24 protein-coding genes are annotated in these 22118 nt (G+C 61.5%); 20 read left to right on the top strand and 4 right to left on the bottom strand.

All coding sequences use genetic code 11. From position 1 onward, the window contains the following. Window positions 1-47: 47 nt before the first annotated feature. Complete coding sequence (locus ACR65T_RS00150) at window positions 48-1622, top strand: phytoene desaturase family protein (RefSeq protein WP_434494592.1); 1575 nt, start codon at window positions 48-50, stop codon at window positions 1620-1622. Window positions 1623-1645: 23 nt separating this feature from the next. Here ACR65T_RS00150 and ACR65T_RS00145 read toward each other — a convergent pair whose 3' ends face one another. Beyond that, window positions 1646-2071 carry a DUF3617 domain-containing protein gene (locus ACR65T_RS00145; RefSeq protein ID WP_434494591.1) on the bottom strand — a complete coding sequence of 142 codons (426 nt, stop codon included), beginning with the start codon at window positions 2069-2071 and terminating at the stop codon, window positions 1646-1648. Window positions 2072-2219: 148 nt separating this feature from the next. Between ACR65T_RS00145 and ACR65T_RS00140 the strand changes: the two genes are divergently transcribed. Next, the gene (locus tag ACR65T_RS00140; RefSeq protein ID WP_434494590.1) at window positions 2220-2876 is read left to right on the top strand and encodes a pentapeptide repeat-containing protein; all 657 of its coding nucleotides are present in this window, start codon (window positions 2220-2222) and stop codon (window positions 2874-2876) included. A 110-nt stretch (window positions 2877-2986) separates the two neighbouring features. Then, window positions 2987-3859: a c-type cytochrome gene (locus tag ACR65T_RS00135; RefSeq protein WP_434494589.1), complete on the top strand. Its 873-nt coding sequence runs from the start codon at window positions 2987-2989 to the stop codon at window positions 3857-3859. A 1-nt stretch (window position 3860) separates the two neighbouring features. Here the strand turns inward: ACR65T_RS00135 and ACR65T_RS00130 are convergent, their stop codons facing one another. Then, the gene (locus ACR65T_RS00130) at window positions 3861-4730 is read right to left on the bottom strand and encodes a trypsin-like serine peptidase (RefSeq protein WP_434494588.1); all 870 of its coding nucleotides are present in this window, start codon (window positions 4728-4730) and stop codon (window positions 3861-3863) included. Between the two features lie 326 nt (window positions 4731-5056). On the opposite strand from ACR65T_RS00130, the gene ACR65T_RS00125 reads away from it, so the two are divergent. The 12 genes from ACR65T_RS00125 (at window position 5057) to ACR65T_RS00070 (ending at window position 15468) form a co-directional block, all read left to right on the top strand. Beyond that, window positions 5057-6931, top strand: a complete 1875-nt coding sequence (locus ACR65T_RS00125; RefSeq protein ID WP_196400992.1) for a methanol/ethanol family PQQ-dependent dehydrogenase — start codon at window positions 5057-5059, stop codon at window positions 6929-6931. 108 nt (window positions 6932-7039) lie between these two features. Then, window positions 7040-7945, top strand: a complete 906-nt coding sequence (moxJ, locus tag ACR65T_RS00120; protein ID WP_434494587.1) for a methanol oxidation system protein MoxJ — start codon at window positions 7040-7042, stop codon at window positions 7943-7945. Window positions 7946-7979: 34 nt separating this feature from the next. After that, window positions 7980-8561 (top strand): cytochrome c(L), periplasmic, encoded by a 582-nt coding sequence (moxG, locus tag ACR65T_RS00115; RefSeq protein WP_434494586.1) that lies wholly within the window; start codon window positions 7980-7982, stop codon window positions 8559-8561. Window positions 8562-8627: 66 nt separating this feature from the next. Then, window positions 8628-8918, top strand: a complete 291-nt coding sequence (locus ACR65T_RS00110) for a methanol dehydrogenase [cytochrome c] subunit (protein ID WP_434494585.1) — start codon at window positions 8628-8630, stop codon at window positions 8916-8918. A gap of 129 nt (window positions 8919-9047) precedes the next feature. Next, on the top strand, window positions 9048-10079 hold the full coding sequence (locus ACR65T_RS00105; protein WP_434494584.1) for an AAA family ATPase: 1032 nt from the start codon (window positions 9048-9050) through the stop codon (window positions 10077-10079). Then, the gene (locus ACR65T_RS00100) at window positions 10076-10921 is read left to right on the top strand and encodes a DUF58 domain-containing protein (protein ID WP_434494583.1); all 846 of its coding nucleotides are present in this window, start codon (window positions 10076-10078) and stop codon (window positions 10919-10921) included. Before ACR65T_RS00105 ends, ACR65T_RS00100 begins: the two co-directional genes overlap by 4 nt. Before the next feature lie 14 nt (window positions 10922-10935). After that, entirely contained in the window at window positions 10936-11826 is an 891-nt protein-coding gene (locus ACR65T_RS00095) for a nonribosomal peptide synthetase MxaA (protein WP_434494582.1), read from the top strand. After that, entirely contained in the window at window positions 11823-12824 is a 1002-nt protein-coding gene (locus tag ACR65T_RS00090; protein ID WP_434494581.1) for a vWA domain-containing protein, read from the top strand. The genes ACR65T_RS00095 and ACR65T_RS00090 overlap by 4 nt, the downstream gene beginning before the upstream one ends. Continuing rightward, window positions 12821-13429 carry an MxaK protein gene (locus ACR65T_RS00085; protein ID WP_434494580.1) on the top strand — a complete coding sequence of 203 codons (609 nt, stop codon included), beginning with the start codon at window positions 12821-12823 and terminating at the stop codon, window positions 13427-13429. The genes ACR65T_RS00090 and ACR65T_RS00085 overlap by 4 nt, the downstream gene beginning before the upstream one ends. After that, on the top strand, window positions 13429-14433 hold the full coding sequence (locus ACR65T_RS00080) for a vWA domain-containing protein (RefSeq protein WP_434494635.1): 1005 nt from the start codon (window positions 13429-13431) through the stop codon (window positions 14431-14433). Before ACR65T_RS00085 ends, ACR65T_RS00080 begins: the two co-directional genes overlap by 1 nt. Next, complete coding sequence (locus ACR65T_RS00075; RefSeq protein WP_434494579.1) at window positions 14430-14954, top strand: SRPBCC family protein; 525 nt, start codon at window positions 14430-14432, stop codon at window positions 14952-14954. The genes ACR65T_RS00080 and ACR65T_RS00075 overlap by 4 nt, the downstream gene beginning before the upstream one ends. 7 nt (window positions 14955-14961) lie before the next feature. Continuing rightward, the gene (locus ACR65T_RS00070; protein ID WP_434494578.1) at window positions 14962-15468 is read left to right on the top strand and encodes a hypothetical protein; all 507 of its coding nucleotides are present in this window, start codon (window positions 14962-14964) and stop codon (window positions 15466-15468) included. Window positions 15469-15586: 118 nt separating this feature from the next. Here the strand turns inward: ACR65T_RS00070 and ACR65T_RS00065 are convergent, their stop codons facing one another. Further along, window positions 15587-16219 (bottom strand): response regulator transcription factor, encoded by a 633-nt coding sequence (locus ACR65T_RS00065; protein ID WP_434494577.1) that lies wholly within the window; start codon window positions 16217-16219, stop codon window positions 15587-15589. A 109-nt stretch (window positions 16220-16328) separates the two neighbouring features. Between ACR65T_RS00065 and ACR65T_RS00060 the strand changes: the two genes are divergently transcribed. The 4 genes from ACR65T_RS00060 (at window position 16329) to ACR65T_RS00045 (ending at window position 19046) form a co-directional block, all read left to right on the top strand. Beyond that, entirely contained in the window at window positions 16329-17717 is a 1389-nt protein-coding gene (locus tag ACR65T_RS00060) for a histidine kinase (RefSeq protein WP_434494576.1), read from the top strand. A gap of 158 nt (window positions 17718-17875) precedes the next feature. After that, on the top strand, window positions 17876-17953 hold the full coding sequence (gene pqqA / locus ACR65T_RS00055; RefSeq protein WP_083858813.1) for a pyrroloquinoline quinone precursor peptide PqqA: 78 nt from the start codon (window positions 17876-17878) through the stop codon (window positions 17951-17953). A 292-nt stretch (window positions 17954-18245) separates the two neighbouring features. After that, window positions 18246-18515: an usg protein gene (locus ACR65T_RS00050; protein WP_123174873.1), complete on the top strand. Its 270-nt coding sequence runs from the start codon at window positions 18246-18248 to the stop codon at window positions 18513-18515. Window positions 18516-18524: 9 nt separating this feature from the next. Then, window positions 18525-19046: a hypothetical protein gene (locus ACR65T_RS00045; protein ID WP_434494575.1), complete on the top strand. Its 522-nt coding sequence runs from the start codon at window positions 18525-18527 to the stop codon at window positions 19044-19046. 110 nt (window positions 19047-19156) lie between these two features. Here ACR65T_RS00045 and nifA read toward each other — a convergent pair whose 3' ends face one another. After that, a complete protein-coding gene (nifA, locus tag ACR65T_RS00040) occupies window positions 19157-20908 on the bottom strand; it encodes a nif-specific transcriptional activator NifA (protein WP_434494574.1) in 1752 nt (583 codons plus the stop codon). A 722-nt stretch (window positions 20909-21630) separates the two neighbouring features. Between nifA and ACR65T_RS00035 the strand changes: the two genes are divergently transcribed. Next, entirely contained in the window at window positions 21631-21837 is a 207-nt protein-coding gene (locus tag ACR65T_RS00035; protein ID WP_014892067.1) for a TOBE domain-containing protein, read from the top strand. Window positions 21838-22118: the final 281 nt, after the last annotated feature.

The following is a 22118-nucleotide window of genomic DNA, read 5'->3' as shown; positions in this document are numbered from 1 at the left end:
AAAGGATGCGTGCTGGCATTCGCCCTGCCACGCTCGGAGCGGAGCCAATGCCTAAAACCTACGACGCCATCGTCATCGGCGCAGGACAGAACGGTCTCACTTGCGCCTGCTATCTCGCCAGAGCAGGGCTTTCGGTGCTGGTTCTCGAGCAATATGGCGCCATCGGCGGCATGACCATTTCCGAAGAACTCACGCTGCCGGGCTTCCAATCCGATGTGCACGCAACCGGTTACCAACTCGCCAATATCTCGCCGGTTCCGGCGGAACTCGACTTGGCGGCGCATGGGGTCGAGCTGATAGAACCCGAGCGGGTCTATGCGCATGCATTTCCCGACGGGCGCGCCATCGTCGTCGAACGCGACTTGGAGCGCACCATCGCAGCGCTTGAGCCCTGGTCGCAGCGTGACGCCGCCGCCTGTCGGCGTCTTTTCGAACTCTTCGGCCGTGAGCGCGCAAATCTCGTGCAAAGCATGTTTGATGCGCCGCTGACCTTCGCGGCGACCGCTCAGGCGCTTGCGTCGACGCCGGGCGGGATGGCCCGCGAGCGCTTCTCGCTGCAGAGCGTGCGCTCATGGGCGAACGAAACCTTCGAAACCGAAGTGGTGCGTAGCCTCTTTGGGGCTTTTGGCCTATTCGTCGGTTCCGCTCCAGACGACGCCGGCGGCGCGGAAATCGCGTGGCTCTTCGGCGCATTGTTGCAGCAGACCGGCAACAATCTGGTGCGCGGAGGCATGCATCAGGTCAGCCGCGCCTTGGCGTGCGCGCTCGCCGAACATGGCGGCGAGACCCGCACCAGCGCGAGCGTCGATCGAATTCTTGTCGATGACGGTCTCGCGCGCGGCGTGCGGCTTGCGACGGGAGAAGAGATCGACGCAAGGCAGGTCGTTGTCTCCTGCGCCGATCCCGGTCAGCTGGTGAGCCGCTTCCTGGGCGCTGAGGCGGTGGGCGCAGAGATCGCAGACGCGATGGCGACCTATGAATGGGGCGACGCGACCATGGTGATGTATGTCGCGCTCGACCGACCCGTCGAATTCGCCGCCGGACCCGAGTTGCGGCAGGCTGCGCATGTCCATCTCAGCCCGCCTTCGATCGGCGCGATGGCGGAGGCGGTCAATCAATGCCGCGCGGGACAGCTTCCCAATGCGCCATTGGTCGTCGCCTGGAACGAATCGACCATCGATCCCAGTCGCGCGCCGGAAGGGAAGGCGCTCATGAAATTTGTCGTGCTCGGAACGCCCTGGAAGATCTCCGGCGATGCGACCGGCAAAATCGCGGCGCGCGACTGGGATGCGGCGAAGGAGCCTTATGCCGCGCATCTCCTCGAATCGATCGAGCGCGCCTATCTGCCAGGATTGCGCCGGCACATCCTCAAATGCGCCGTTCATTCGCCGGTAGATATGAATCGCAAGCTGAGTAGCGCCGTAAGGGGCACGATCAGCCATGGGGCCATGCTTCCCTATCAGAAGGGCTCGATGCGTCCGGTTCCAGGCCTGGGGCAATACCGCACCCCTGTTGCGAACGTCTATCTCGGCGATTCCGGATGCCATCCTGGCGCCGGCGTCTCCATGGCGCCGGGCCACAACGCCGCGAAGACAATTCTCGCGGATCTTGGCCTTGGGTAATCCGCGAGAAATTATCCTGGCATCTATCTCGTGCAGCGTTCGGACAGAAACTTCGCGTCGATCGTAAAGCCCGAGCGACTGCCCTTGGCGGTCATCCTCGACTGCGCGCGATACCAGTTTTGGAAGTTGCCGGTGAACAGCAGACTCGTGACGTCGCGCGCATCCTTCGGGCCGCATTCGATCGTGACGATGATCTGATCATTCGCGTGCGTAACGGAAGGCTTCGCGCAACTTTCATCCTGGGCGCCGATGATGCTGTCGCCCTCTTCGATGCAGACGTCATTGGTCTGCAACCCGATCTCCGCCGAGATCGTCGAAATGCGCCATAGGCCCGGCCTGCGCTTTGGTAATTCAGCGTCGCTCGCCACGGCAGGCGAATGCGCGCCCGCCAAAAACAAGAGAGCGACGACGAGACCGGGGAAAACAATTTGCGCGCGTTGCATCTTCATTCCTTATCTCGAAAGCGGATGGCGATCTACGTTCTACCGGCGCCGTGACCGAAGGCTGCCGCTATTTCCCTGCGTGCCCAGGAGATTGTCCTGTTGCGTCTTTGCGCCGCCGTACATAGCTTTGCAAAGCCATATGCCGGGGATTCGAATGATGAGGTCGCCCAATCTGAAGTGGATCGGTCGCGACCTTTTAATTGCCGCGAGCGCGCTACTTTTCGTCGCCGCGCCCCTGCGCGCCTTAGCTGCGGAGATTACTCGCGCAGAGATCGAACAAAAGCTCGCCGAAGCGCATGGTGAGCCGATCGATCTTTCAAATCTCGATCTCTCAGGCGTCGATCTGTCCGGCCTTAACCTGCACGGCGCAGACTTCTTTTCCACCAAGCTCGCGGGCGCAAAGCTTGCAAAGGCCGATCTGTCAGCGGCGAATTTCACGCGCGCCGATTTGCAGAACGCCGACTTCTCGGGCGCTCAGATGAAAGCCGCGACGCTTTATGCCGCGCTTCTCGACGGCGCGAATTTTGACGGCGCCGATCTCTCGAACGCGCGCATCATTGGCGGCGGCAAGGGCGTGAACTTCCACAATGCGAAGCTGATCGGCGCGGATCTCGGCGCCGATCCCGCCAATCAAGGTATGGTTCCCGTGCGCGCCGAACTCCCCGACGCCAATTTCGACGGGGCGGACCTTACGCGAGCCAATCTCACGCATGCGGTTCTTACTGGCGCCAATTTCACCGCGGCGATCGTCACCGGCGCACGTTTCGACTACGCCGTCCTCGACGGCTCGAATCTTTCCCTCGGGCGCTGACGCCTGCGGCGTCGTGCCGAAATGTCCTGTTCCGTCCGGGAATATCTCCGCGAGACGCAAAGAGAAGGTTGCATTAAGTGCGCCGTATCCGACAACAACGCGTCCGCATCATGAGCGCCAAAGGTCCGCTATCGTATCTGGCGATGCCAATCGCTCTGCTCGCATTCTGCCTGATCGGTCCTGCAGTCGACGCGGGCGATATCGAACGCGGCCGCTATCTCGTGGACGCGCTAGCCGCCTGCGATAACTGCCATACGCCGCGCGGCGCCGCGGGCTACGATCTCTCCAATCGCTTTAGCGGCGGCGCGCAGACATTTTCCGACAAATCCTATGTTGTGCGAGGTCAAAACATCTCTCCAGATAGAGAGACTGGCGTCGGGGCATGGACCGACGAAGAATTGCGCGCCGCGATCGTCGACGGCATTGGCCGCAATGGTCGCCTTGCGCCCGTCATGCCGTCGGACTCATATAAGCCGCTAACGCCGAGCGATCTTGACGCGATCATCGCTTTTCTGCGCTCGGCGACGCCGATCCGCGCGCCGCTTCAGTCGCCACAGCAGCGCAGCGGCGAATGGGCGCCTCGTCTGATGCCCGGAGCGGCGGCGACCTTCGATGAGACGTCTCTTGCCGACAAAAACACGCGGGGCCTCTATGTCGCGTCGCTCGCCCGCTGCATGTCTTGCCACAGCGAGGAAATCGACGGCGCGCCTGATTATCAAAATCGTCTCGGCGCGGGCGGAAAGACCTTCCGCAACGCCGCCGGCGTCGTCGTCGCCTCCAACATCACGTCGCATCCGGTAAAGGGCGTCGGCGCCTGGTCGGACGATGACTTGAAGCGCGCGATCACACAAGGCGTGGCGCGTGATGGCGCGCCGCTGAGGCCGCCGATGTCGACGCTCTCCAAGGCGCATTTTTCGAAAATGTCGCCCGATGATCTCAACGCGCTCGTCGCCTGGATACGGACGATTCCGCCAAAAGAATGAGCTAACGCGGCTTCGACGCCGCGTCACGGATCGCCTCGGCGAGTTCGCCTTCGAAAAGCATCGCCGAACCGAAATGCGTCTCGATATCGAAGGGCCGCTTCTGATTCATGTCGAGCGAAGCGCTATGCATGGCGATCAGACGGCCGTCTTCGGTGAACAGGCCGGAACCCGAGCCGCCATAGCCGTCATTGCAGTCGTGACGCACGCGACGAGCGTGACCTTCGGTAGGTTCGTCGACGCGATAAACATCGCACGACTCAGTGGTGGCCGCGAGGCGGGAATTGGAATGTCCGGCCGGCGAGACCATCACGACCTTGAAGCGCGCGCCCGTGGCGATATCGCTCGCGTCCGGCGCGGGCTGCGGTTTCACGGTTTCAGGCGTTGGCTGAAGCAGGCGCAGCAAGGCCCAATCGTCTGTGATGTGCAGGGCTTTCGATTCGACGGATGCGCCGATGCGCAGGCTGTCCTCATTGAAATAGTAATCGCCGCCCGCGATCCTGAAGAAGCAGTTCGTCACCGGATGCGTTGGGGCGAGACGCCGGTCGACGAAATTATGCGCGTTCATCACGACGAGGTCATGTGAACCGACGAGCCAGGCAGCCGCCGCGCGCTCCAGCGTTCCGAAATCGGAGTAGCACATGAGCACGCCGGCGCCGGCAAAGCGACTGGCGTCAGCCTCGGTCATCGCTTGCCGCCTATCGTCGGGGTAAAGCGCGGCGTGGGCTGTTTGCGGGCCGATGCGCGCAAGCGTCGCGCCGAGCAGCATGAGCATGATCAGGGCCGCCGGAAGAGCGGACGAGCGCAGATTCGCCGGAGTGAACAGGCGATGGCGGCGCGCAGGCGAATACATTGGCGCGAGAGGTTTTGGCATTCGATGCTTCTGATGCGGAGGAGATGATCGCCCTTCAACAAAATCTGTGCGCGATTTTGCGTCAAGCGCCACGACGTCGGGAAGCATAGGTAACAGACATGCCAATCTTTCCCGAGACACATTACCGATAAATCGTGAAGACTCGGCCTTGCGCTTAAACTTATATGCCGGCGGATCGTCTCTCGAATTTGCGCGCGAACGCGCAGCGAGAATAAGCGACCGTCAATGAACCATGGCGGCTTGCATTTTGCCGTCTATTTGCGGGGCGACGTCGCCATCGAAGACGCCGTAAAGGCGTCCGGGCGAGGTTGCAGGAGGACTCGTCGATGAGGAAATTGCTGAATTCCGTGTCCCTGTTGTCCGTGCTGATCGCGGCGCCGATCGTGACGATGTCCGCTGCGACTGCCGAGGATAAGCTCGAAGCTCTGACGAAGAGCGAAGACAACTGGGCCATGCAGGGCAAGAACTACAGCTCCAACCACTACAGCACGCTGACCCAGGTCAACGCCGATAACGTCAAGAACCTCAAGGTCGCCTGGTCGTTCTCGACCGGTCTGCTCAGCGGTCACGAAGGTTCGCCGATCGTCATCGACGGCAAAATGTATGTTCACACGTCTTTCCCCAATAATACGTTCGCGCTCAACCTCGACGATCCGACTCGCATTCTCTGGCAGCATAAGCCCAAGCAGAACGCCGCGGCGCGCGCCGTCGCCTGTTGCGACATCGTCAATCGTGGTCTCGCCTACTGGCCCGGCGACGGCAAGGCGCCCGCGCTGATCGTGAAGACGCTGCTCGACGGCCATGTCGTCGCGCTGAACGCCAACACCGGCGAGGAATACTGGAAAATTGAAAACTCCGATTTCAAGGTCGGCTCGACGCTGACCGTCGCGCCGCACATCTATAAGGACATTGTGCTCATCGGCAGCTCGGGCGCGGAACTGGGCGTGCGCGGCTATATGACCGCCTATGACGTGCGCACCGGCGAGCAGAAGTGGCGCGCCTATGCGACCGGTCCAGATTCGGATGTGCTGATCGGCGACGACTTCAACAAGGCCAATCCGCACTACGGCCAGAAGGGCCTCGGCACGGCGACCTGGGAAGGCGACGCCTGGAAGATCGGCGGCGGCACCAATTGGGGCTGGTTCGCTTACGATTCGGGCACCAACCTCGTCTACTACGGCAGCGGCAATCCGGCGCCGTGGAACGAGACCATGCGTCCTGGCGACAACAAGTGGACGATGACCATTTGGGGCCGCGATCTCAATACGGGCGAGGCGAAGTTCGGCTATCAGAAGACGCCGCACGACGAATGGGACTACGCCGGCATCAACTTCATGATGCTCAGCGAGCAGAAGGACAAGGACGGCAAGCTGCGCAAGCTGCTGACCCATCCCGACCGCAACGGCATCGTCTACACGCTGGATCGTACCGACGGCACGCTGGTCTCCGCCGACAAGATCGACGACACGGTCAATGTGTTCAAGAAGGTGGATCTGAAGAGCGGCCTGCCGGTGCGCGATCCGGAATATGGCACGCGGATGGACCATCTCGCCAAGGACATCTGTCCCTCGGCGATGGGCTATCACAACCAGGGCCTCGACTCCTATGATCCCAACAAGGAGCTGTTCTTCCTCGGCGTGAACCACATCTGCATGGACTGGGAGCCCTTCATGCTTCCCTATCGCGCGGGTCAGTTCTTCGTCGGCGCGACGCTGAACATGTTCCCGGGTCCGAAGGGCGATCGTCAGAAGGCTGAAGGCCTCGGCCAGATCAAGGCCTACAACGCCATCACCGGCAAGTTCAAATGGGAGAAGATGGAGCGCTTCGCCGTTTGGGGCGGCACCGCCGCCACCGCCGGCAATGTCGTCTTCTACGGAACGCTCGACGGCTTCATCAAGGCCCGTCACAGCGACACCGGCGAACTGCTGTGGAAGTTCAAGCTTCCGTCCGGCGTCATCGGCCATCCGATCGTCTATCAGCACAAGGGCGTCGAATATCTCGCCATCTTGTATGGCGTCGGCGGTTGGCCGGGCGTTGGCCTCGTGTTCGATCTCCAGGATCCGACGGCCGGTCTCGGCGCGGTCGGCGCCTTCAAGCAGCTCGCCAACTACACGCAGATGGGCGGCGGCGTGATGGTGTTCTCGCTCGACGGCAAAGGCCCCTATGACGATCTGAGCGTGGGCGAATACAAGGCGAATTAATCGCCGCTCGTTCCATCGATCTCATCCGCCTGAGGCGGTTACGAGACGCCTGTTCGGACGCGCCCATGCATCCGAACAGGCGATCGAAATGATCACGGAAAGAAAACCATGTCGCGATTCACTCGCTTGCCCGTGGGCGCATGCTGCGCGCTCGTCATCGCTCTTGCGGCCATGAGCGCAGAAGGCGCTTCGCTCGGCGTTTCCGGCGACGCAGTCTCGAACGCCGCGACCGCTTCGACGGCAGAGCCGTCAGATCCCAATACGCTTCGCATCTGCGCGGCGAAGAACCAGCCGCCGCTCTCGATGGAAGACGGCTCGGGACTTGAGAACAAGATCGGCGCTGCGCTCGCCGACGCCATGAAACGCAAGGCGCAATTCGTCTGGTCGCAGCGGCCGGCGATTTATCTCGTGCGCGATTCTCTCGACAAGAAGCTCTGCGACGTCGTCATCGGCCTTGATACCGGCGATCCGCGCGTCGCGACGTCGAAGCCTTACTATCGGACCGGTTATGTCTTCGTCAGCCGCGCCGATCGCGACCTCGACATCAAATCCTGGTCCGATCCACGCTTGAAGAAGCTCGGCCACATCGCCGTCGCCTTCGGCTCTCCGGGCGAAACGCTGCTCAAGGACATGGGCCAATATGAAGATAACATGGCCTATCTCTATTCGCTGGTGAATTTCAAATCGGCGCGCAACCAATACACGCAGATTGATCCAGCCCGCATGGTCGGGGAGGTGGTCAGCGGCGCCGCCGATGTGGCGGTCGGCTTCGCCCCCGACGTCGCGCGCTACGTCAAGGCGTCATCGGCGCCGCTGCGGATGACGCTGATCGAAGACGATGCGGCGAAGAGCAATGGCGAAAAAGTGCCGCAGCGATTCGATCAATCGGTCGCGGTGCGGCGCGATGACAAAGCCTTGCTGGCCGAAATCGATCGGGCGCTCGTCGCCGCTCGGCCAAAGATCGACGAAATCCTCAAAGCGGAAGGCGTTCCTCTTCTTCCCGTCACCCAATGATGCGCCGCGCGCAAACGAAAACAGGACGAAATACGTGTCGAATAGCAAAAGAAGCGTTTCCCTGTCCCTCATTGGCGCTGCGGCCTGTTTGGTTGCTCTCGGCGCCATGGCGCAGACCGCAGGGATCACATTCCGCAACACGATCACGGGCGAGGTGCTGAACTTCAATGACGCGCTGCCTGAGGGAAGGGACACCCAGGGCGTCAAGCAGTTCATGGCGTCCGGCAAGAATCCCTATAACGAAGATGCAAGCTGTCTCAAACAGGGCGAACAGCTCTTTCTGTCCGCCTGCTCCGGCTGTCATGGCCACCTCGGCGAAGGAAAGATCGGCCCTGGCCTCAACGACTCCTATTACAGCTATCCGCAGAACGAAACCGACGAAGGATTTTTCTCGACGATCTACGGCGGCGCGCAAGCGTCCATGGGGCCGCAGTATGAGAATCTGACGCTCGACGAAATGCTGAAAGTGATGGCCTGGGTCCGTCATCTTTTCAAGGAAGAGCCGGAAAAGGCGAGTTGGCTGACCGCCGAGCAGCGCAAGCAGTTCAAGCCCTACGCCGGTCACGAGACGCTGCCGGATAATCCGCCCGGTCAATGCCAGCCAAAAGCGAAGTAGTTTTCACGTCTCCGTCGCCCGGGGGCGCAAACAAGGAGGCGCGAGCCTCGTAAAGGGAGGAAACTGATGCGTAAGATGCATTTCGCCGCGGCGCTTGCCGTCGGCATTTTGTTCGGCGCCGGCGGCGCGCTCGCCTATGACGGCACCAAGTGCAAGGCGCCCGGAAATTGCTGGGAACCCAAGCCCGGCTTCCCGGACAAGGTCGAGGGGTCGAAATACGACCCCAAGCACGACCCCAAGGAAATCGCCAAGCAGCAAGCGTCAGTTCAGGCTATGGAAGAACGCAACAGGAAGCGGGTCGAGAACTTCAAGAAGACCGGCAAGTGGGAATATGACGTGAGCAAGATTGCTCAATAAGTTTCATCGCGACGAAAGCGCGATGATCGAGCGGCCACGATCTGGAGCCGGCGTATTCGACAACAGCGCGTCGGTCCCATTCCCGAGATCGTGGCCGCCTCTTTTTGTTTGGCGCGCTAAGGTCAGGCCTTGAACGAAACTCTGCACGTCGTCCAGAAGCTCTCCGATTGGCGCGCGCGCGCCCTAGAGTTTGAACAGGAAATTCAAAAGGCGGTCATCGGGCAAGCGCGCGTCGTCAGGCTCGTGACGATCTGCATTTTCGCGCGCGGCCATGTGCTGATCGAAGGCGATGTCGGGGTCGGCAAGACGACGCTGCTGCGTTCCGTGTCGCGCGCGCTTGGCGGCGATTTCGCGCGCGTCGAAGGCACGGTCGATATGATGCCGAGCGACATTCTTTATCATACCTATCTGGGCGAAGACGGTCGGCCGCGCGTCGATCCATCCGAGCTTCTGCGCCTGGCGGAGACGCTGCCGGTCTTCTTCTTCAATGAGATCAACCGCGCACGCCCGCAAGTTCATTCGCTTTTGCTGCGGCTGATGGCCGAACGCAGCGTATCGGCGTTCAATCGCGAGCATCACTTCCCGTATCTAAATGTGTTCGCTGATCGGAACATGGTGGAGCGGGAAGAAACCTTCGAACTACCGGCGGCCGCGCGCGACAGATTTTTCATGGAAATTCTTATGGCCGCGCCGGACGATGAGGATGCACGCCGCAGGCTGGTTTTCGATCCGGCGTTCCATGATACGGAAACGCTGCTCGAGAGGGTGAACCCCGGAACGCTGGACTATCGCGAGACGCCTGCTGTTGCGCGCGCGATCCAAACACATGTGAGATCGAGCGAAGCGCTTGAACGTTATGTGCTGAACCTCTGGCGGGCGCTTGTCGACCCAAGTTCGGCCGGCGTGTCGCTGGAAGACGTCGACCTCGACAGTCTCGTCAAGGGCGGCGCGAGTCCGCGTGGATTGGCGGCGCTGGTGCGCGCCGCGCGCGTGCGCGCCTGGCTCGAGGAGCGCGATTATCTCATTCCAGAAGATGTGCGCGATGTCTTCATTGAAGTCATGGCGCACCGCATCTTTGTCGATCCGATCCACGCTTTGCGCGGCGACGATATCGTCAAGCGGCTGTGCCGCGCGGCTTTCGACGCGACGCCCGTTCCATGAATACGGTCGTCGATATCCTATATCGACCGCGCGGTCGCTTTGCCGCCAACCACGTCGGCGCTCACACGTCGAGTGAGGTCGGCGGCTTTGGAGTCTTTCGCGACCAGGCGCCTTTCATGCGCTATCCGGACGCCCGCCGCATCGACCTTCGCGCGACGCTGCGCGATCCGTTCGGCGTCACCTATGTGCGCCGCTTCGAGCAAAGGGCGGCGATCGACGTTTACGCGCTCGTGGACCTTTCCGCCTCGATGGGGTTCGCCGGAGCCGTCAACCGATTTCAGGTCGCCGTCGATCTTTGCGGCGCGCTGGCGTATTCGGCGACGCGCAACGGCGATCGCTTTGGCGCGTTCGCTTTCAAGGAAACGCTGATCGGCCGCGCGACGCTGCCGGCGACCCGTTCGAGAAGGACGGCGCTCGCCGGCGTCGAAAGGCTCGGCGTCGAAACGCCCGGCGGATCGAGCGCCAAAGGCGTGCTCGACGCCGCGGCGGCTCTCGGCGCCACACGCAAGCTGGTGCTTCTCATTTCCGATTTTCGCTGGCCCGCGCAATTGATCGAGCAGGCGTTCGAGGCGCTTTCACTACATGATGTCGCGCCGCTCGTTCTGATCGACTCTCTCGAAGCCGCGCCGCCGAAATGGGGCGCGCTGGAGCTTTGCGACAGCGAGAGCGGCCGCCGGCAGCTTCTCTTGATGCGGCCCGCGCTCCAGCGGCGCTGGGTCGAAGCCGAGCAGTTCCGTCGGCGCAGTCTCGCCCGCGCGTCTTCAAGACGCAGCCGCGCGCCAATTTTTATTCAGGACAGTTTTGACGCCAATGATCTCAGCATGCGGCTGACGGCGGCGTGAGGCCTGCGATGCGCATGGCATGTATCGCCCTCATGCTCGCCGCGACGTTTCCTGCATTTGCGCAGGAAACGACGGTGCGCATCCACTCAGCGCGCCCGTTCGGCTATTTCGTGGGCGATCTCATCCATGCGCGCATCGACGTCTCCGCGCCGGCGGACGCCGTGCTTTCGCGCGCGTCCCTGCCCAATCCAGGTCCGCTCACCGGTTCGCTCGATCTCCGGGGGGTCAAACTTAGCGAGACGTCAGAAAATGGCGGGCGCCTATGGCGTCTCGATCTCACATATCAGAATTTCTATGTCGCGCTCGATGCGCGTGAGATCGAGATTCCTGGGTTCGAACTCTCCATTTCGACGGCGACAGGCGCGCAGACCGTCGCCGTTCCCGCATGGAGGATTGGCGTTTCTCCTTTGCGGGAGGTCGCGCCGCGGAAGCAAGAGCAGGCGTCGGATTATCTGCGTCCCGACGGTTCGCCGTCATTCGTTGACGAGGCGACGCCACTCAGTCTGGTTTTCGGCGCAGGCGCCGCCGCCCTGCTGGCGCTCGCACTCGTCGCGCGGGACCGCGCCTGGCCGCCCTTCCAGCAACGGAAGGCGCGAATCTTCTCAGCGCTTGCGCGTCAAATCTCGACGCGGCGCGGCGCCGATGACGCGAATCTGGCCGCGACGATTCAATCGGTGCATCGCGCGCTCGATCAGGCCAATGGCGCAATTCTGCTGTCAGGCGACGTTCCGGAGTTCCTCCGCAGACATCCGGGATTCAAACCGCTGCGCGTCGATTTCGAGCGATTTTTCGAAACTTCGAAGCGGCGTTTTTTCGGCGGCGAAAGCTCCAATGACGACGACTTTGCCGCCGAGCAGCTCGCGCAATTTGTCGGCAAGCTCGCCAGGCGGGAGCGCTCAGGATGAGCGCCGTCGGCTTTGATCACCTCGAGGCGCTGTTCCTAGCGCCTCTGGCGCTGCTTCCACTGCTGCGGTCCGTTCTGCGTGGCGCGACGATACCCTCGCTCCTCGCGGCGCCCGCCGACAGTCTTTCCGCCGTAGCCGGCAGTGTCATGAAGCTTGGCGGCATCGTCGCGATTGGCGCGAGCCTATTCGGCGCGGCCGGCCCCTATGTCGCAGGCGCGGATGTCGAGCGCTTTTCCGAGGGCGCGCAGATCGTCATGCTGATCGACCGCAGCGGCAGCATGAACGAGACCTTCGCGGGGCGAACGCCGTCTGGGGGCGAAGAGTCGAAGGCCGCGGCGGCGAGGCGCATTCTCAAGCGCTTTGTCGAAGCGCGCCGTCACGATCTCGTGGGCGTTGCGGCGTTTTCGACGGCGCCGATGCTGGTGACGCCGATTTCGGACCACATCGGCGCCACCGAAGCCGCAATCGACGCAATCGACCGCCCGGGCCTCGACTATACGAATATTGCGCGTGGGCTCGCCATGGCGCTCTCGATGTTCAAAACGAGCCAGGCTGATCTGTCGCGCGCGGTCCTGCTGATATCCGACGGCGCGGGCGTCATCGATCCAAAGCTGCGCGACGATTTGAAGGCGGAATTCCGCAAGACGAACGTCAGCCTTTACTGGCTGTTCTTGCGCACCCAAGGCAGCCGAGGCATCTCCGATCAGCCGGCCGGCGATGATGAATCGCCACAGGCCGCGCCGGAACGCCATCTCGATCTCTTCTTCAAATCGCTCGGCGTTCCTTACCAGGCCTTCGAGGTTGAAGGCGTCGAGGCGACGGAGGAGGCCTTAAAGCAGATCGACAGGCTCGAACGCCATCCCGTCCGATATGTCGAAAAATTGCCGCGCACGGATCTGAGCGCGTGGGGCTTCGGGCTGGCGCTCGCCGCGACGCTGCTTCTCCTCGCGGCGAAGCTCGCAGAGGTCAGGCTGAGCGTCGGGGACAACGCGCGATGAGGGCCTTCGCGACGAGGATCACGATTGTGCGCAACAAGGCGCGCGCGCTTTGGCGCGAAACGAAATCGTCGCTTCTGGTCGCGATCTTTCTCGCGCTTATCCTCACGACGGCTGCATTGCTCGCCGAATGGCGCGTCGCCATCGACGCCAACGATACGATAGAGGCCCTGCGCGAGGGCCGTGACGTCGCCGTCGCCGCAAACGATAGGCCGGAAACGATTCTCGCGCGCGTCGCCTTTCTTGCGGCGCGAAGCGAAGTTGATCGCGCCCGAGCCTTGGTGGAGGCGCTCGATCGTAGCGGGAGCATCGAGGCGCGCGCGCGGGGTCATTATCTTTTGGCGAACGCGCTTCTGCGCAAGGCGTTCGATCATATCGAACGCTCGCAACTCGAAGCGGCCAACCCGTTTGTCAATCTCGCCAAGCGCGAATATCGACGTGCGCTGCAGCTCGCGCCCGACTATTGGGACGCGAAGTTCAATCTCGACGTCGCGGCGCGGCTTGTCCGGGATTTTCCGGATTTCGAAAGAAAGAGCGGCGACGAATTGAGCGCCGATCCCAAGAAGCTCTGGACCGATATTCCCGGCAAACCGAAAGGACTGCCATGATGCGCCCGGATGTGCGCGATCCTCGCGTCGCTCTTCTCGCGTTAGCGACGCTGTCGCTCGCAGCCACGTTTTTCGCGCCAAAGATTATGATCCGGCGGCCGTCATTCGATTTTCTCGCCATCGTCGACATCACCGGCAGCATGAACGTTCGCGATTACGCCGCCTCCGGCCGGCCGGTCAGCCGTCTCGACGCCGTGAAAGCCGCGCTTCGCGCCATGCTCGCGGAATTGCCCTGTCCATCACATGTCGCACTCGGCATTTTTACCGAACGCAGGCCATTCCTGCTGTTCGAACCGATCGACGTGTGCGCAGATTTCACGCCTCTGCAAGCTTCGATTGAGGCGCTCAACTGGCGCATGGCCTGGGAAGGCGACAGCCGAATATCCGCAGGACTTTTCCGCGCGATCGCTATGGCGAGGGAATTGAAAAGCGACCTGCTGTTTTTCAGCGATGGCCAGGAGGCCCCGCCGCTTCCCGCGCGCGGCGCGCCGACCTTCGAAGGGCGAGCGGGCGAGGTGCGTGGCCTGATCGTCGGCGTCGGCGGCGATGAGCTTTCGCCCATTCCGAAATTTGACGATAGGGGCCGCGAGGTCGGATTCCTCGGCGCCGATGACGTTCCGCACGAGAGCCGTTTCGGCTTGCCGCCTGAAGGCGCAGAGCGGCGCGAGGGCTACAACGCCCGCAACGCGCCTTTCGGCGCGAGTGCGGCGATCGGCGTCGAGCATCTGTCTTCGGTGAAGGAAGACTATTTGCGTTCGCTCGCCGAAAAGACCGGGCTTTCCTACGCCCATCTCGAAGACGGCAAGCGACTGTGGAAGGACTATGCCGCGGTCGCCTCCGTCCGACCGCGTCAAGCAGCGCTCGACCTGCGCCCGTTCTTTGGCGCTGCGGCTGCGGTTCTCACGTCCGTGGCCGCCGCCGCAACTTTTCTCGCGCAGGCTTTCCTTCAGATGCGCCGCGCCGCGCCGTTCTACCGCTTTCCACAACCAAGGAGATCCAAATGAGGAAGCTGCTGGGGCTCTTCGCCCTTCTGATTTGCGCGCCCGCGCTCGCGCACGGTCCGACGCCGATCAAAGTCGACGAGTCGATCGTCATCGCCGCCGATCCCAAGGCCGTGTGGGCTGTGGCCGGTAAGTTCGACGGGCTCGCGAACTGGCATCCTGACGTTCAGAGCGTAGCCGCCAAGGGTGGAGACGCCGCCGGCGCGGAGCGCGAAATAACGCTCAAGAAGGGCGGCGTTCTGAAGGAAGGACTCGACGAATATGACGTCTCGGCATTCAAGCTGTCCTGGCGCATGTCTGATCCAAATCTCGATGCGCTGCCCGTGAGTTCCTACACCGTCACCTTCACGATCGAACCTGCGTCGGCGGGAGGAAGTCTGGTGAAATGGTATGGCCGTCTCTATCGCGGCGACACCAGCAATGAGCCGCCGGAAAACCTCAATGATGACGCCGCCCGCATGGCGATGGCGAGCTATTTACGCAACGGTCTTCAGGGCTTGAAGAAGAAAGTGGAAGGGAAGTAGCGCCGCGATGCGCTTTCGCGAAGCGATCATTCTTGCAGGCGTCTGCGCGCTCTTCGCCTCATGTGGCGAAGAGCGGCGCGCCGCTGAGAAGGATGATCTGATCGAGTCCGAGGCTCGTAACGGCGCCGACGTCTGGTTGCGCGCCACCGATCGCACGGAACCTGCGCTCTGGCTGGCGCAACGCGAAGCCGGCGGCGCTGTCGGCCTGCGCGAACCTGCGGTCGAGCGCATACGCGCGGCGCTGCTCTCGGCGCAGCCGCATTTCCTCGAGTCCGACCGCATGCTCGCCAACCGCACCGCTCAGGTCGGGCAGATGCTCGCGGTCGACGGCCATGCCGAGCACTTTGCGCAGCTGATCAACTCGCTCGTAGAGGTTGCCGTGACCGCCGGCCAAAAGCAGACCTATGGCGAGGTCTGCCAGCACTATTACAATCTGCGCCACAGCGGAGTTGAACGGGAGGACGCGCTGAGGATGCTCGCCGCCCGTTATCGAACGCAGAAGCAATTCAGATAGCGGCGCCTAGAGCGCTTCCCGATCACATGGAACATGTGATCGATAAGGAATCGCTCAAACAAGGAATGTTGGAGCAGGTTTTCATCGAAAAAGTCTGTCAACTTTTTCGGAACCTGCTCTAGACAAGTTTCATCGCAACCTTGTTTTCGACGGCGATACGCAGAAGATCCGCTTTCGAACGCGCGCCGAGCTTGCGCTTGAGCAGAATGCAATTATTCGCGACGGTCTTGTAGGAGACCTTCAGAATATGCGCGATCTCGGTCATATCCTTGCCGTCGGCGAGATTGCGCAGGATCTCGATTTCCCGGCCGTTCAGCGCGTCGAGGGGGTTGCTCGCGCGGCTCTGGTCGGCGAAGGCGAGCTTCAGCGCGAGAGTGTTTGACAGATAGCGCTCGCCCGCCGCGACGGCGCGGATCGCCTTGATAAAGACGCGTGGGTCCTCATTCTTCGCGACATAGCCGCGCGCCCCGCCCTCGATCGCCCGCGCCGCGAATACCGGATCGTCGTTCATGCTGAAAACGATGATTTGAGCGTTCGCGTCCCGCTTCAAGATGCGGCGCAGCAGTTCGAAGCCGGAGACGCCGGGTAGATTAATGTCGAGCACCACGACGTCGGGCGCTGCGGACGCGTAGGAGTCAAGCGCCTCGTTGGCGTCATGAGCCTCGAGCACTTCGATGTCTTTTTGTCCCGAAAGCATGCCGCGGCAGCCCTCGATCACCATGGGGTGGTCGTCGACGATGAGAATGCGCATCCTTATTCGCTTGTTTGAGAGCCTGAACCTATGTTGTGAAAACCGCGAGTCTTGTCAATCGACTGTAAATGGACCTCAACGGTTAAGCATGGAGACGAGGGCGTTCATCATGCGCGGGGTTTCGCTCAAAGCCAGACTGGGCGGATTGATTGGCGTCGTGCTCATCGCGACGTTGCTGATCAATCTTGCAATCCAGCTTCTTCACGCCGGCCCGCGCGTGCGCGCGGAAGCGGGAAGTAATCTCAGATTGATGCGGGAGGTTGTCCTAACAACGATTGCAAATCTTCCCGAAAACGAAGATCCGCTCCCCGCATTGCGGCGTCTCTACGCGTCGCTGGGGAACCTTCGCCATGCCGATGTTGAGATCCTTGCCCCAAACGAGACTGCGCCTCACGATTGGTTAGACAAGATCCGTCGTTCCGATCGCGGAGTTCCTGAATGGTTTGTGAAGCTCGTTGGCGCCTCGCCGCGCGTGTTGACAATTCCCGTGATCGTCGGCGGGCGCGCCTACAGCAATATTGTGGTGATTTCGAACCCCTTCGACGAACTCGAAGAGATCTGGTCCGACATGCTATGGCTTGCGGCGATCAGCCTCGCGGTCACGATCATCTTCCTGACGCTCGTGCTCCTGTTCCTGCGCTCCTCGCTTGCGCCTTTCGATGCGCTGAAGTCCGGCCTGGCGCAATTGGAGGCTGGCAAGAACGGGGTGCGCCTGTCGGTCAGCGGCGCGACGGAATTCCGATCGATCGCCGCCGCCCTGAATTCGCTCGGCGCGACGCTCGATCGCGTCAAGCAGGAGAATCGCGAACTCGTCGATAGGCTTTTTCAGGTGCAGGAAGGCGAGCGCAAGGATATCGCGCGCGATCTGCATGACGAAGCCGGTCCTTGTCTGTTTTCGATACGCGCAACGTCTGCCGCGCTACAGGAGCTTCTCTCGCATCCCGCTCCCGATCTGGGCCGACTGAGACAGATGAGCGTAACGATCGACAAGGCGAGCGAGTCGCTTCAAGCGCTGTTCAGAGGCCTGCTTGGACGGCTGCGGCCAAAAGGCCTCGAGGAACTTGGTCTGGAACCGGCGCTTAAGGCGCTCTTCGCCTCATGGGCGCTTACCCATCCCGAGGTCGATCTGCGGCTCGTCGCTCGCCACGATCTCTCGTCCCTCGACGAGGAGACGGCGCTGGCGGCCTACCGTGTGGTGCAGGAGGGCGTAACCAATATCTTCCGCCACGCGGGCGCGGATAAGGGCGAAGTCACTCTGGAATTCGGCTTGGACGCGTCAGCGGACTCCTCCGGGTTCGACGCGGAAGCGCCGCCCCAACTGAAAATCACGATCGCGGACAATGGCGTCGGCGTTGCGGAACGCTTTGCTCCAGGCATGGGTCTGCTTGGCATGAATGAGCGCGTGCGCGCGCTCGGCGGCGCGCAGCGAATCGAAAGGCGGGAGTGCGGCGGCACGCGGATTACGGTGTCGCTTCCGCTGCGGGACGACGGCGAGTGATTTGAGACAAGGAGCATATGCGCCCGACCCCCGTCCGGAGCGGGAAATTTTGGAAGCGTGGATGGTGAAATTTTGAAGGTGTAACGATACGCGCCCTTCATTATTCTCTGCCGGAGCCGTCGTGTCGGGCGGACTACGTAAATTGGAGGAGCAACGCCATGGCCTGGTCGCAACCGATCATCGTCGAAATCTGCGTCGGTATGGAAATCACCAGCTACGAATCGGCTGAGATCTGATCAGCCTGTCGCGCCAGTTCGATATCGGGCTCGCCTAACCTGAAGCAGCAGGCCGCGCCTGGTCGACCGAGTAAACTGAGCGGCGCCGTCGCTTGCGACGGCGCCGCGGTTTTCTGCCTGCCTTCCGAACGCAGACTTCTCTGAGCTGCGCCGGCATTGAGCGCTGCATTTTTGGCACTCACGCACGGCTGCTGATAGCATATTGTTTTTTCAGGCCTTTGCCTTTCCTGGCGCTTGCGCTCCGAGGATTTGCTCCTAATCTGAAAGGAATCAGATCGTCAAGGAGCAGGCCATGGCGTCCAGCGGCTTCCGTTTGCAGCTTCAAGGCTACGGCCTGACGACGGCGAATATTCTCTATCGTCTGCCGGACTATCCGAAGATCATCCAATCCTACATCTGGCAGGAATATGACCTTCATCCCGAGTTTCCAGAGCTGCGCAAATTTCTCGATTTCTGGATGCGCAGCCTCGATGGCCCGCTGCATTCCGTCACCGTCGCGCATTCGAACCTCATCAAACCAGCTGAGTTGAAGCTCCTAGACAAGGAATTCAAGGTGCACTGAAAAACTAATATGGCCGCCGTCTTGCGCAACGCGCTTGGTCGAGACAAAATCGACGCGGGTTGGAGCGAGGGCGCCGTGAGGGACGAGAGCGATACGAAATCATGGATGGGAGTCTGGGAAGCGGCCGCGCTGATCGTTATCGTGGCGACGGCTTTCCTTCTCGCGAGGCAATATCGGGAAAGCCTTAATGTCGATGAGCCGCTGGAGCCTCTTTCGCTGGCTTTGGAGCGCGAAGCCGCGGAGGTGAACGCGACGCTTCCAGAAATGGTCAGCGAGGGCGTTCGTCTCGATAAGGCGACCGCGGGTCCGGGCAACGCCTTCAATTACAGCTATACGATCGTTGACGATGACGCGGCGAGAACTCTGATCGGCAATGCCAAGAAGCTCGCCGAATTGAAGACCCAGCTGCAGGAGCGCGTATGTTTGACGATGCCGAATCACCGCTCAAGCGGCGCCATCATCAGATATTCGCTGAAGGACAATAAGGGCGAGATGATCGCCGACGTCTCAATTGATGCGGGCGACTGCTGAAAGGGCGAGGCGCGCCGGCCTTGGCGCGCGGCGCTCGCTGAGGACCGACGGCACGCCACGATTGTCGCTTTTTGGCAAATCGCCGAACTCCTCGCCAGGCGCCGAGGCGCTCAGAACTTTTTTACTTCGACGCCATGCTTTTGCAGCGCGTAACCGATCTGACGAGGGGTGAGTCCAAGCAGCCGCGCCGCCTTCGCCTTGACCCAGCCCGCGCGCTCCATGGCGTCGACCAATCGTTCGCGATCGGAAGGCCCGTCACGCTCCACGGCGGTGCAATTTTCGGCGCCGGGACAGGTCTCGGGCGAAGAGTCGGCGTTGGGGCGCTCACTGGTCGTCATAGGCGGCGGCGGCGGCGCAGGCTGACGGTCGCGCGGCGGCGGCACCAGGGTCGGCAAGATTGCGACCGGCGCATGAGGCGCTGAACGCTCCAGCGAGCCGCTCCAAAGCACCGAAGAGAGACAGCCGTCGTTGCGACAGGAGAAGTCCTTGTCGGTGATGACATTCCCTTGCGCCAAAGTCGCCGTCCGAAACACGCAGTTTTCCAGCTCTCGGATGTTGCCCGGAAAGGCGCAGGCGGTGAGCACATGCAGGGCCGACTCCGAAAAGCTCAGCCGTCCGCCTTGCTCCGCATTAAAGCGACGCAGAAATTCGTTGGCGAGAGGTTCGAGATCGCCCTTGCGGTCGCGCAGCGGCGGCACGAAGATGGGCACGACGCTGATGCGATAGTACAAATCGGCGCGAAATTCATTGCGCTTGACCGCCTCTTCGAGATTTTTGTTCGTCGCGCACACGAGTCGAACGTCGACCTTCTGCGTGCGCGTGCCGCCCACCCGTTCGAATTCGCCTTCCTGTAAAACGCGCAGCAGCTTAGCCTGAAACGCCGGCGTGATTTCGCCGATCTCGTCCAGAAACAATGTGCCGCCGTCGGCCAGTTCGAAACGGCCCTTGCGCATGTTCACTGCGCCGGTGAAAGCGCCGCGCTCATGGCCGAAGAGCTCCGACTCCAGCACGCTCTCGGGGAGAGCCGCGCAATTCAGCTTGATGAATGGTTTTGAGCGGCGCGGCGAGAGATTGTGTATCGCCGCGGCAAACAGCTCCTTGCCGGTGCCCGATTCGCCGCGCAGAAGGACGGTGGACTTGGCCTTGGCGACGACGCGAATCTTATCGATCACCGCGCGCAGCGCCGGGCTGTTGCCGACAACGCCGTTGATGCCGCTGATCTTGGCTTCAATCTGCGGAAGGCGGTCGCCTTTTTCGAGCCAGGCTTTTTCCTGCATCAAACGTTCACGGTCGCGTGCGATGAGTTTGTGCAGTCGAAGGGTCTGGCCGACGAGATTGGCGATCATCGTCAGGAAGCGCACGTCATGGTCGAACAGCGTCACCGAACGATCGTCGTAGACGCGATCCACCGTCAGCGTGCCGACAACGGCGTCGCCCTCCTTGATAGGGACGCCGATCAGTGAGAAAGGCCGGCCGTCGGTCGGTCCCCATTCGGAAAAGTCGGAGCCTTGGAAGAGCGGTGAGGCTGCGACGTTCTCGACGACGAGCGGCATTTTCGTCGCGACGATCTGCCCCACGGCGCGTTCCGGCAGCCGGTCGAAGAAACGCTTAGCGGAATCTTCGCTCCAGCCCGAACCGACCACAACCTCGGGCCCGCCCGCCGCGTCGAGCAGCGCGACCAAGCCATGGCGCATATCAAGAAAGCTCGAAAGCAGCGCCAGCACGCCCGCAAGCGTGGTTTCCAGACGGTTTGGCGACGCCAGGAGCTTCGATATTTCGTAGATGCCGACGAGAGCAGTGTCTCTCACATCGAATTCGCGCGCCTTCGGCGCGCACGCGCCGCCTGCCAGCTGCAAACCCATACTTTTTAGCCTCACGACATGCGTGGGTGTTTTCGACAGTTTTGACGCAAACATCGTGCCATGCCGCCATTGTTCCCCTTAGCATCATGAAAACAACGGCCTGCAATTGCCTCGAAATCAGCGTCGGCGCGCATGCTTGATCAACTCTTGCGCCTTCTGCCGTCTCCTCCGGCGCCGCCGCCCGATTGATCGGCGATCGGCTCATCCAAACCGTGCTCTCGCCGCAACCGACACTGACGCCGCCTTGCGGACGCCCGCGTAAAGATTTGCGACGCGCTAAGCGCCGCGCGCATCGTAACAAACCGGTAGCGGAATTGCAGGGTTTCCGCGCGTTATGCGGCATTTCGCCGCCATAGCGCGGTTTTGTCGCGCTCGGTGCATTTCTAGCGCGCTCGCGCCGCTACGCAGCGGCGCGACGTATTGAGCGCGATCTATGATGAACGGGGCGCGGAGGGCCGGACACGCGACCGATATCTACGAGGATTGTTCCTTGAGAGCGCTGCTGCCTAGATTTACAACAGACTGAATAGTTATTGGTCGTTTATGCAGCAGGCGTTTGGTATGCGCCGCGCGTCGCCGATGATATAGACGCGATCGTGCAGTCCCATTTCATCGAAGGAAACCTGGCTAGAGCGGCTGATTATTACGCCGCAGCCGTAACGACGTCGGGCGCCGTCGAGGGGAGGCCATGGAGATAACCGCTTTTCTTAGGAGCCGACGGTATGAAGATTTCCGCGCGTAACTGCCTTCCCGGGACGGTCAAGCACATCCAGAAGGGCGCAACCACGGCGCATGTGACGATTGACGTCAACGGATTGACGGTCACAGCTTCAATCACCAACGAATCCGTCGAGGAGCTTGGACTCCGCGAAGGGTCCAAGGTCAAAGCGGTCATCAAGTCGTCGGATGTGATGATCGCGGTCGACTAACGCTCGTGGGCGGCCGATGGACGCTATTGCGCCGGAACGCGCGACGGCTTTCCATCGGCGTCGACGAAGGGAAACAGCCCCGACTGGAAACATTGCGTCATGTGGGCGGCTTTGGCGATCGCCTGCTCGGCCTGCGTCTTCGAGCTATGTTGGATTTTGGGTGACGGCGAGAATCAAGCGGCGGATTTCTTCTCGGACGCGATTTCGATTCCGTCGCGGAATGTTACACCGCTGACGACCTTCGGCAACTGATTTTGTCCTTGCAGCCGTCGCCAGCTTTT

This window comes from Methylocystis sp., assembly GCF_051061285.1.
Classification (GTDB): domain Bacteria; phylum Pseudomonadota; class Alphaproteobacteria; order Rhizobiales; family Beijerinckiaceae; genus Methylocystis.
Note: the sequence above shows the minus strand (reverse complement) of the source record. Positions and strands in the feature narration are given on the sequence as shown.

What these genes read in the sequence shown, in the direction of transcription:
- ACR65T_RS00150 (WP_434494592.1), top strand. Translation starts at nt 48, where the DNA reads ATGCCTAAAACCTACGACGCCATCGTCATCGGCGCAGGACAGAACGGT.
- ACR65T_RS00145 (WP_434494591.1), bottom strand. Translation starts at nt 2,071, where the DNA reads ATGAAGATGCAACGCGCGCAAATTGTTTTCCCCGGTCTCGTCGTCGCT.
- ACR65T_RS00140 (WP_434494590.1), top strand. Translation starts at nt 2,220, where the DNA reads ATGATGAGGTCGCCCAATCTGAAGTGGATCGGTCGCGACCTTTTAATT.
- ACR65T_RS00135 (WP_434494589.1), top strand. Translation starts at nt 2,987, where the DNA reads ATGAGCGCCAAAGGTCCGCTATCGTATCTGGCGATGCCAATCGCTCTG.
- ACR65T_RS00130 (WP_434494588.1), bottom strand. Translation starts at nt 4,730, where the DNA reads ATGCCAAAACCTCTCGCGCCAATGTATTCGCCTGCGCGCCGCCATCGC.
- ACR65T_RS00125 (WP_196400992.1), top strand. Translation starts at nt 5,057, where the DNA reads ATGAGGAAATTGCTGAATTCCGTGTCCCTGTTGTCCGTGCTGATCGCG.
- moxJ (WP_434494587.1), top strand. Translation starts at nt 7,040, where the DNA reads ATGTCGCGATTCACTCGCTTGCCCGTGGGCGCATGCTGCGCGCTCGTC.
- ACR65T_RS00110 (WP_434494585.1), top strand. Translation starts at nt 8,628, where the DNA reads ATGCGTAAGATGCATTTCGCCGCGGCGCTTGCCGTCGGCATTTTGTTC.
- ACR65T_RS00100 (WP_434494583.1), top strand. Translation starts at nt 10,076, where the DNA reads ATGAATACGGTCGTCGATATCCTATATCGACCGCGCGGTCGCTTTGCC.
- ACR65T_RS00095 (WP_434494582.1), top strand. Translation starts at nt 10,936, where the DNA reads ATGGCATGTATCGCCCTCATGCTCGCCGCGACGTTTCCTGCATTTGCG.
- ACR65T_RS00090 (WP_434494581.1), top strand. Translation starts at nt 11,823, where the DNA reads ATGAGCGCCGTCGGCTTTGATCACCTCGAGGCGCTGTTCCTAGCGCCT.
- ACR65T_RS00085 (WP_434494580.1), top strand. Translation starts at nt 12,821, where the DNA reads ATGAGGGCCTTCGCGACGAGGATCACGATTGTGCGCAACAAGGCGCGC.
- ACR65T_RS00080 (WP_434494635.1), top strand. Translation starts at nt 13,429, where the DNA reads ATGCGCCCGGATGTGCGCGATCCTCGCGTCGCTCTTCTCGCGTTAGCG.
- ACR65T_RS00075 (WP_434494579.1), top strand. Translation starts at nt 14,430, where the DNA reads ATGAGGAAGCTGCTGGGGCTCTTCGCCCTTCTGATTTGCGCGCCCGCG.
- ACR65T_RS00070 (WP_434494578.1), top strand. Translation starts at nt 14,962, where the DNA reads ATGCGCTTTCGCGAAGCGATCATTCTTGCAGGCGTCTGCGCGCTCTTC.
- ACR65T_RS00065 (WP_434494577.1), bottom strand. Translation starts at nt 16,219, where the DNA reads ATGCGCATTCTCATCGTCGACGACCACCCCATGGTGATCGAGGGCTGC.
- ACR65T_RS00060 (WP_434494576.1), top strand. Translation starts at nt 16,329, where the DNA reads ATGCGCGGGGTTTCGCTCAAAGCCAGACTGGGCGGATTGATTGGCGTC.
- pqqA (WP_083858813.1), top strand. Translation starts at nt 17,876, where the DNA reads ATGGCCTGGTCGCAACCGATCATCGTCGAAATCTGCGTCGGTATGGAA.
- ACR65T_RS00050 (WP_123174873.1), top strand. Translation starts at nt 18,246, where the DNA reads ATGGCGTCCAGCGGCTTCCGTTTGCAGCTTCAAGGCTACGGCCTGACG.
- ACR65T_RS00045 (WP_434494575.1), top strand. Translation starts at nt 18,525, where the DNA reads ATGGCCGCCGTCTTGCGCAACGCGCTTGGTCGAGACAAAATCGACGCG.
- nifA (WP_434494574.1), bottom strand. Translation starts at nt 20,908, where the DNA reads ATGGGTTTGCAGCTGGCAGGCGGCGCGTGCGCGCCGAAGGCGCGCGAA.
- ACR65T_RS00035 (WP_014892067.1), top strand. Translation starts at nt 21,631, where the DNA reads ATGAAGATTTCCGCGCGTAACTGCCTTCCCGGGACGGTCAAGCACATC.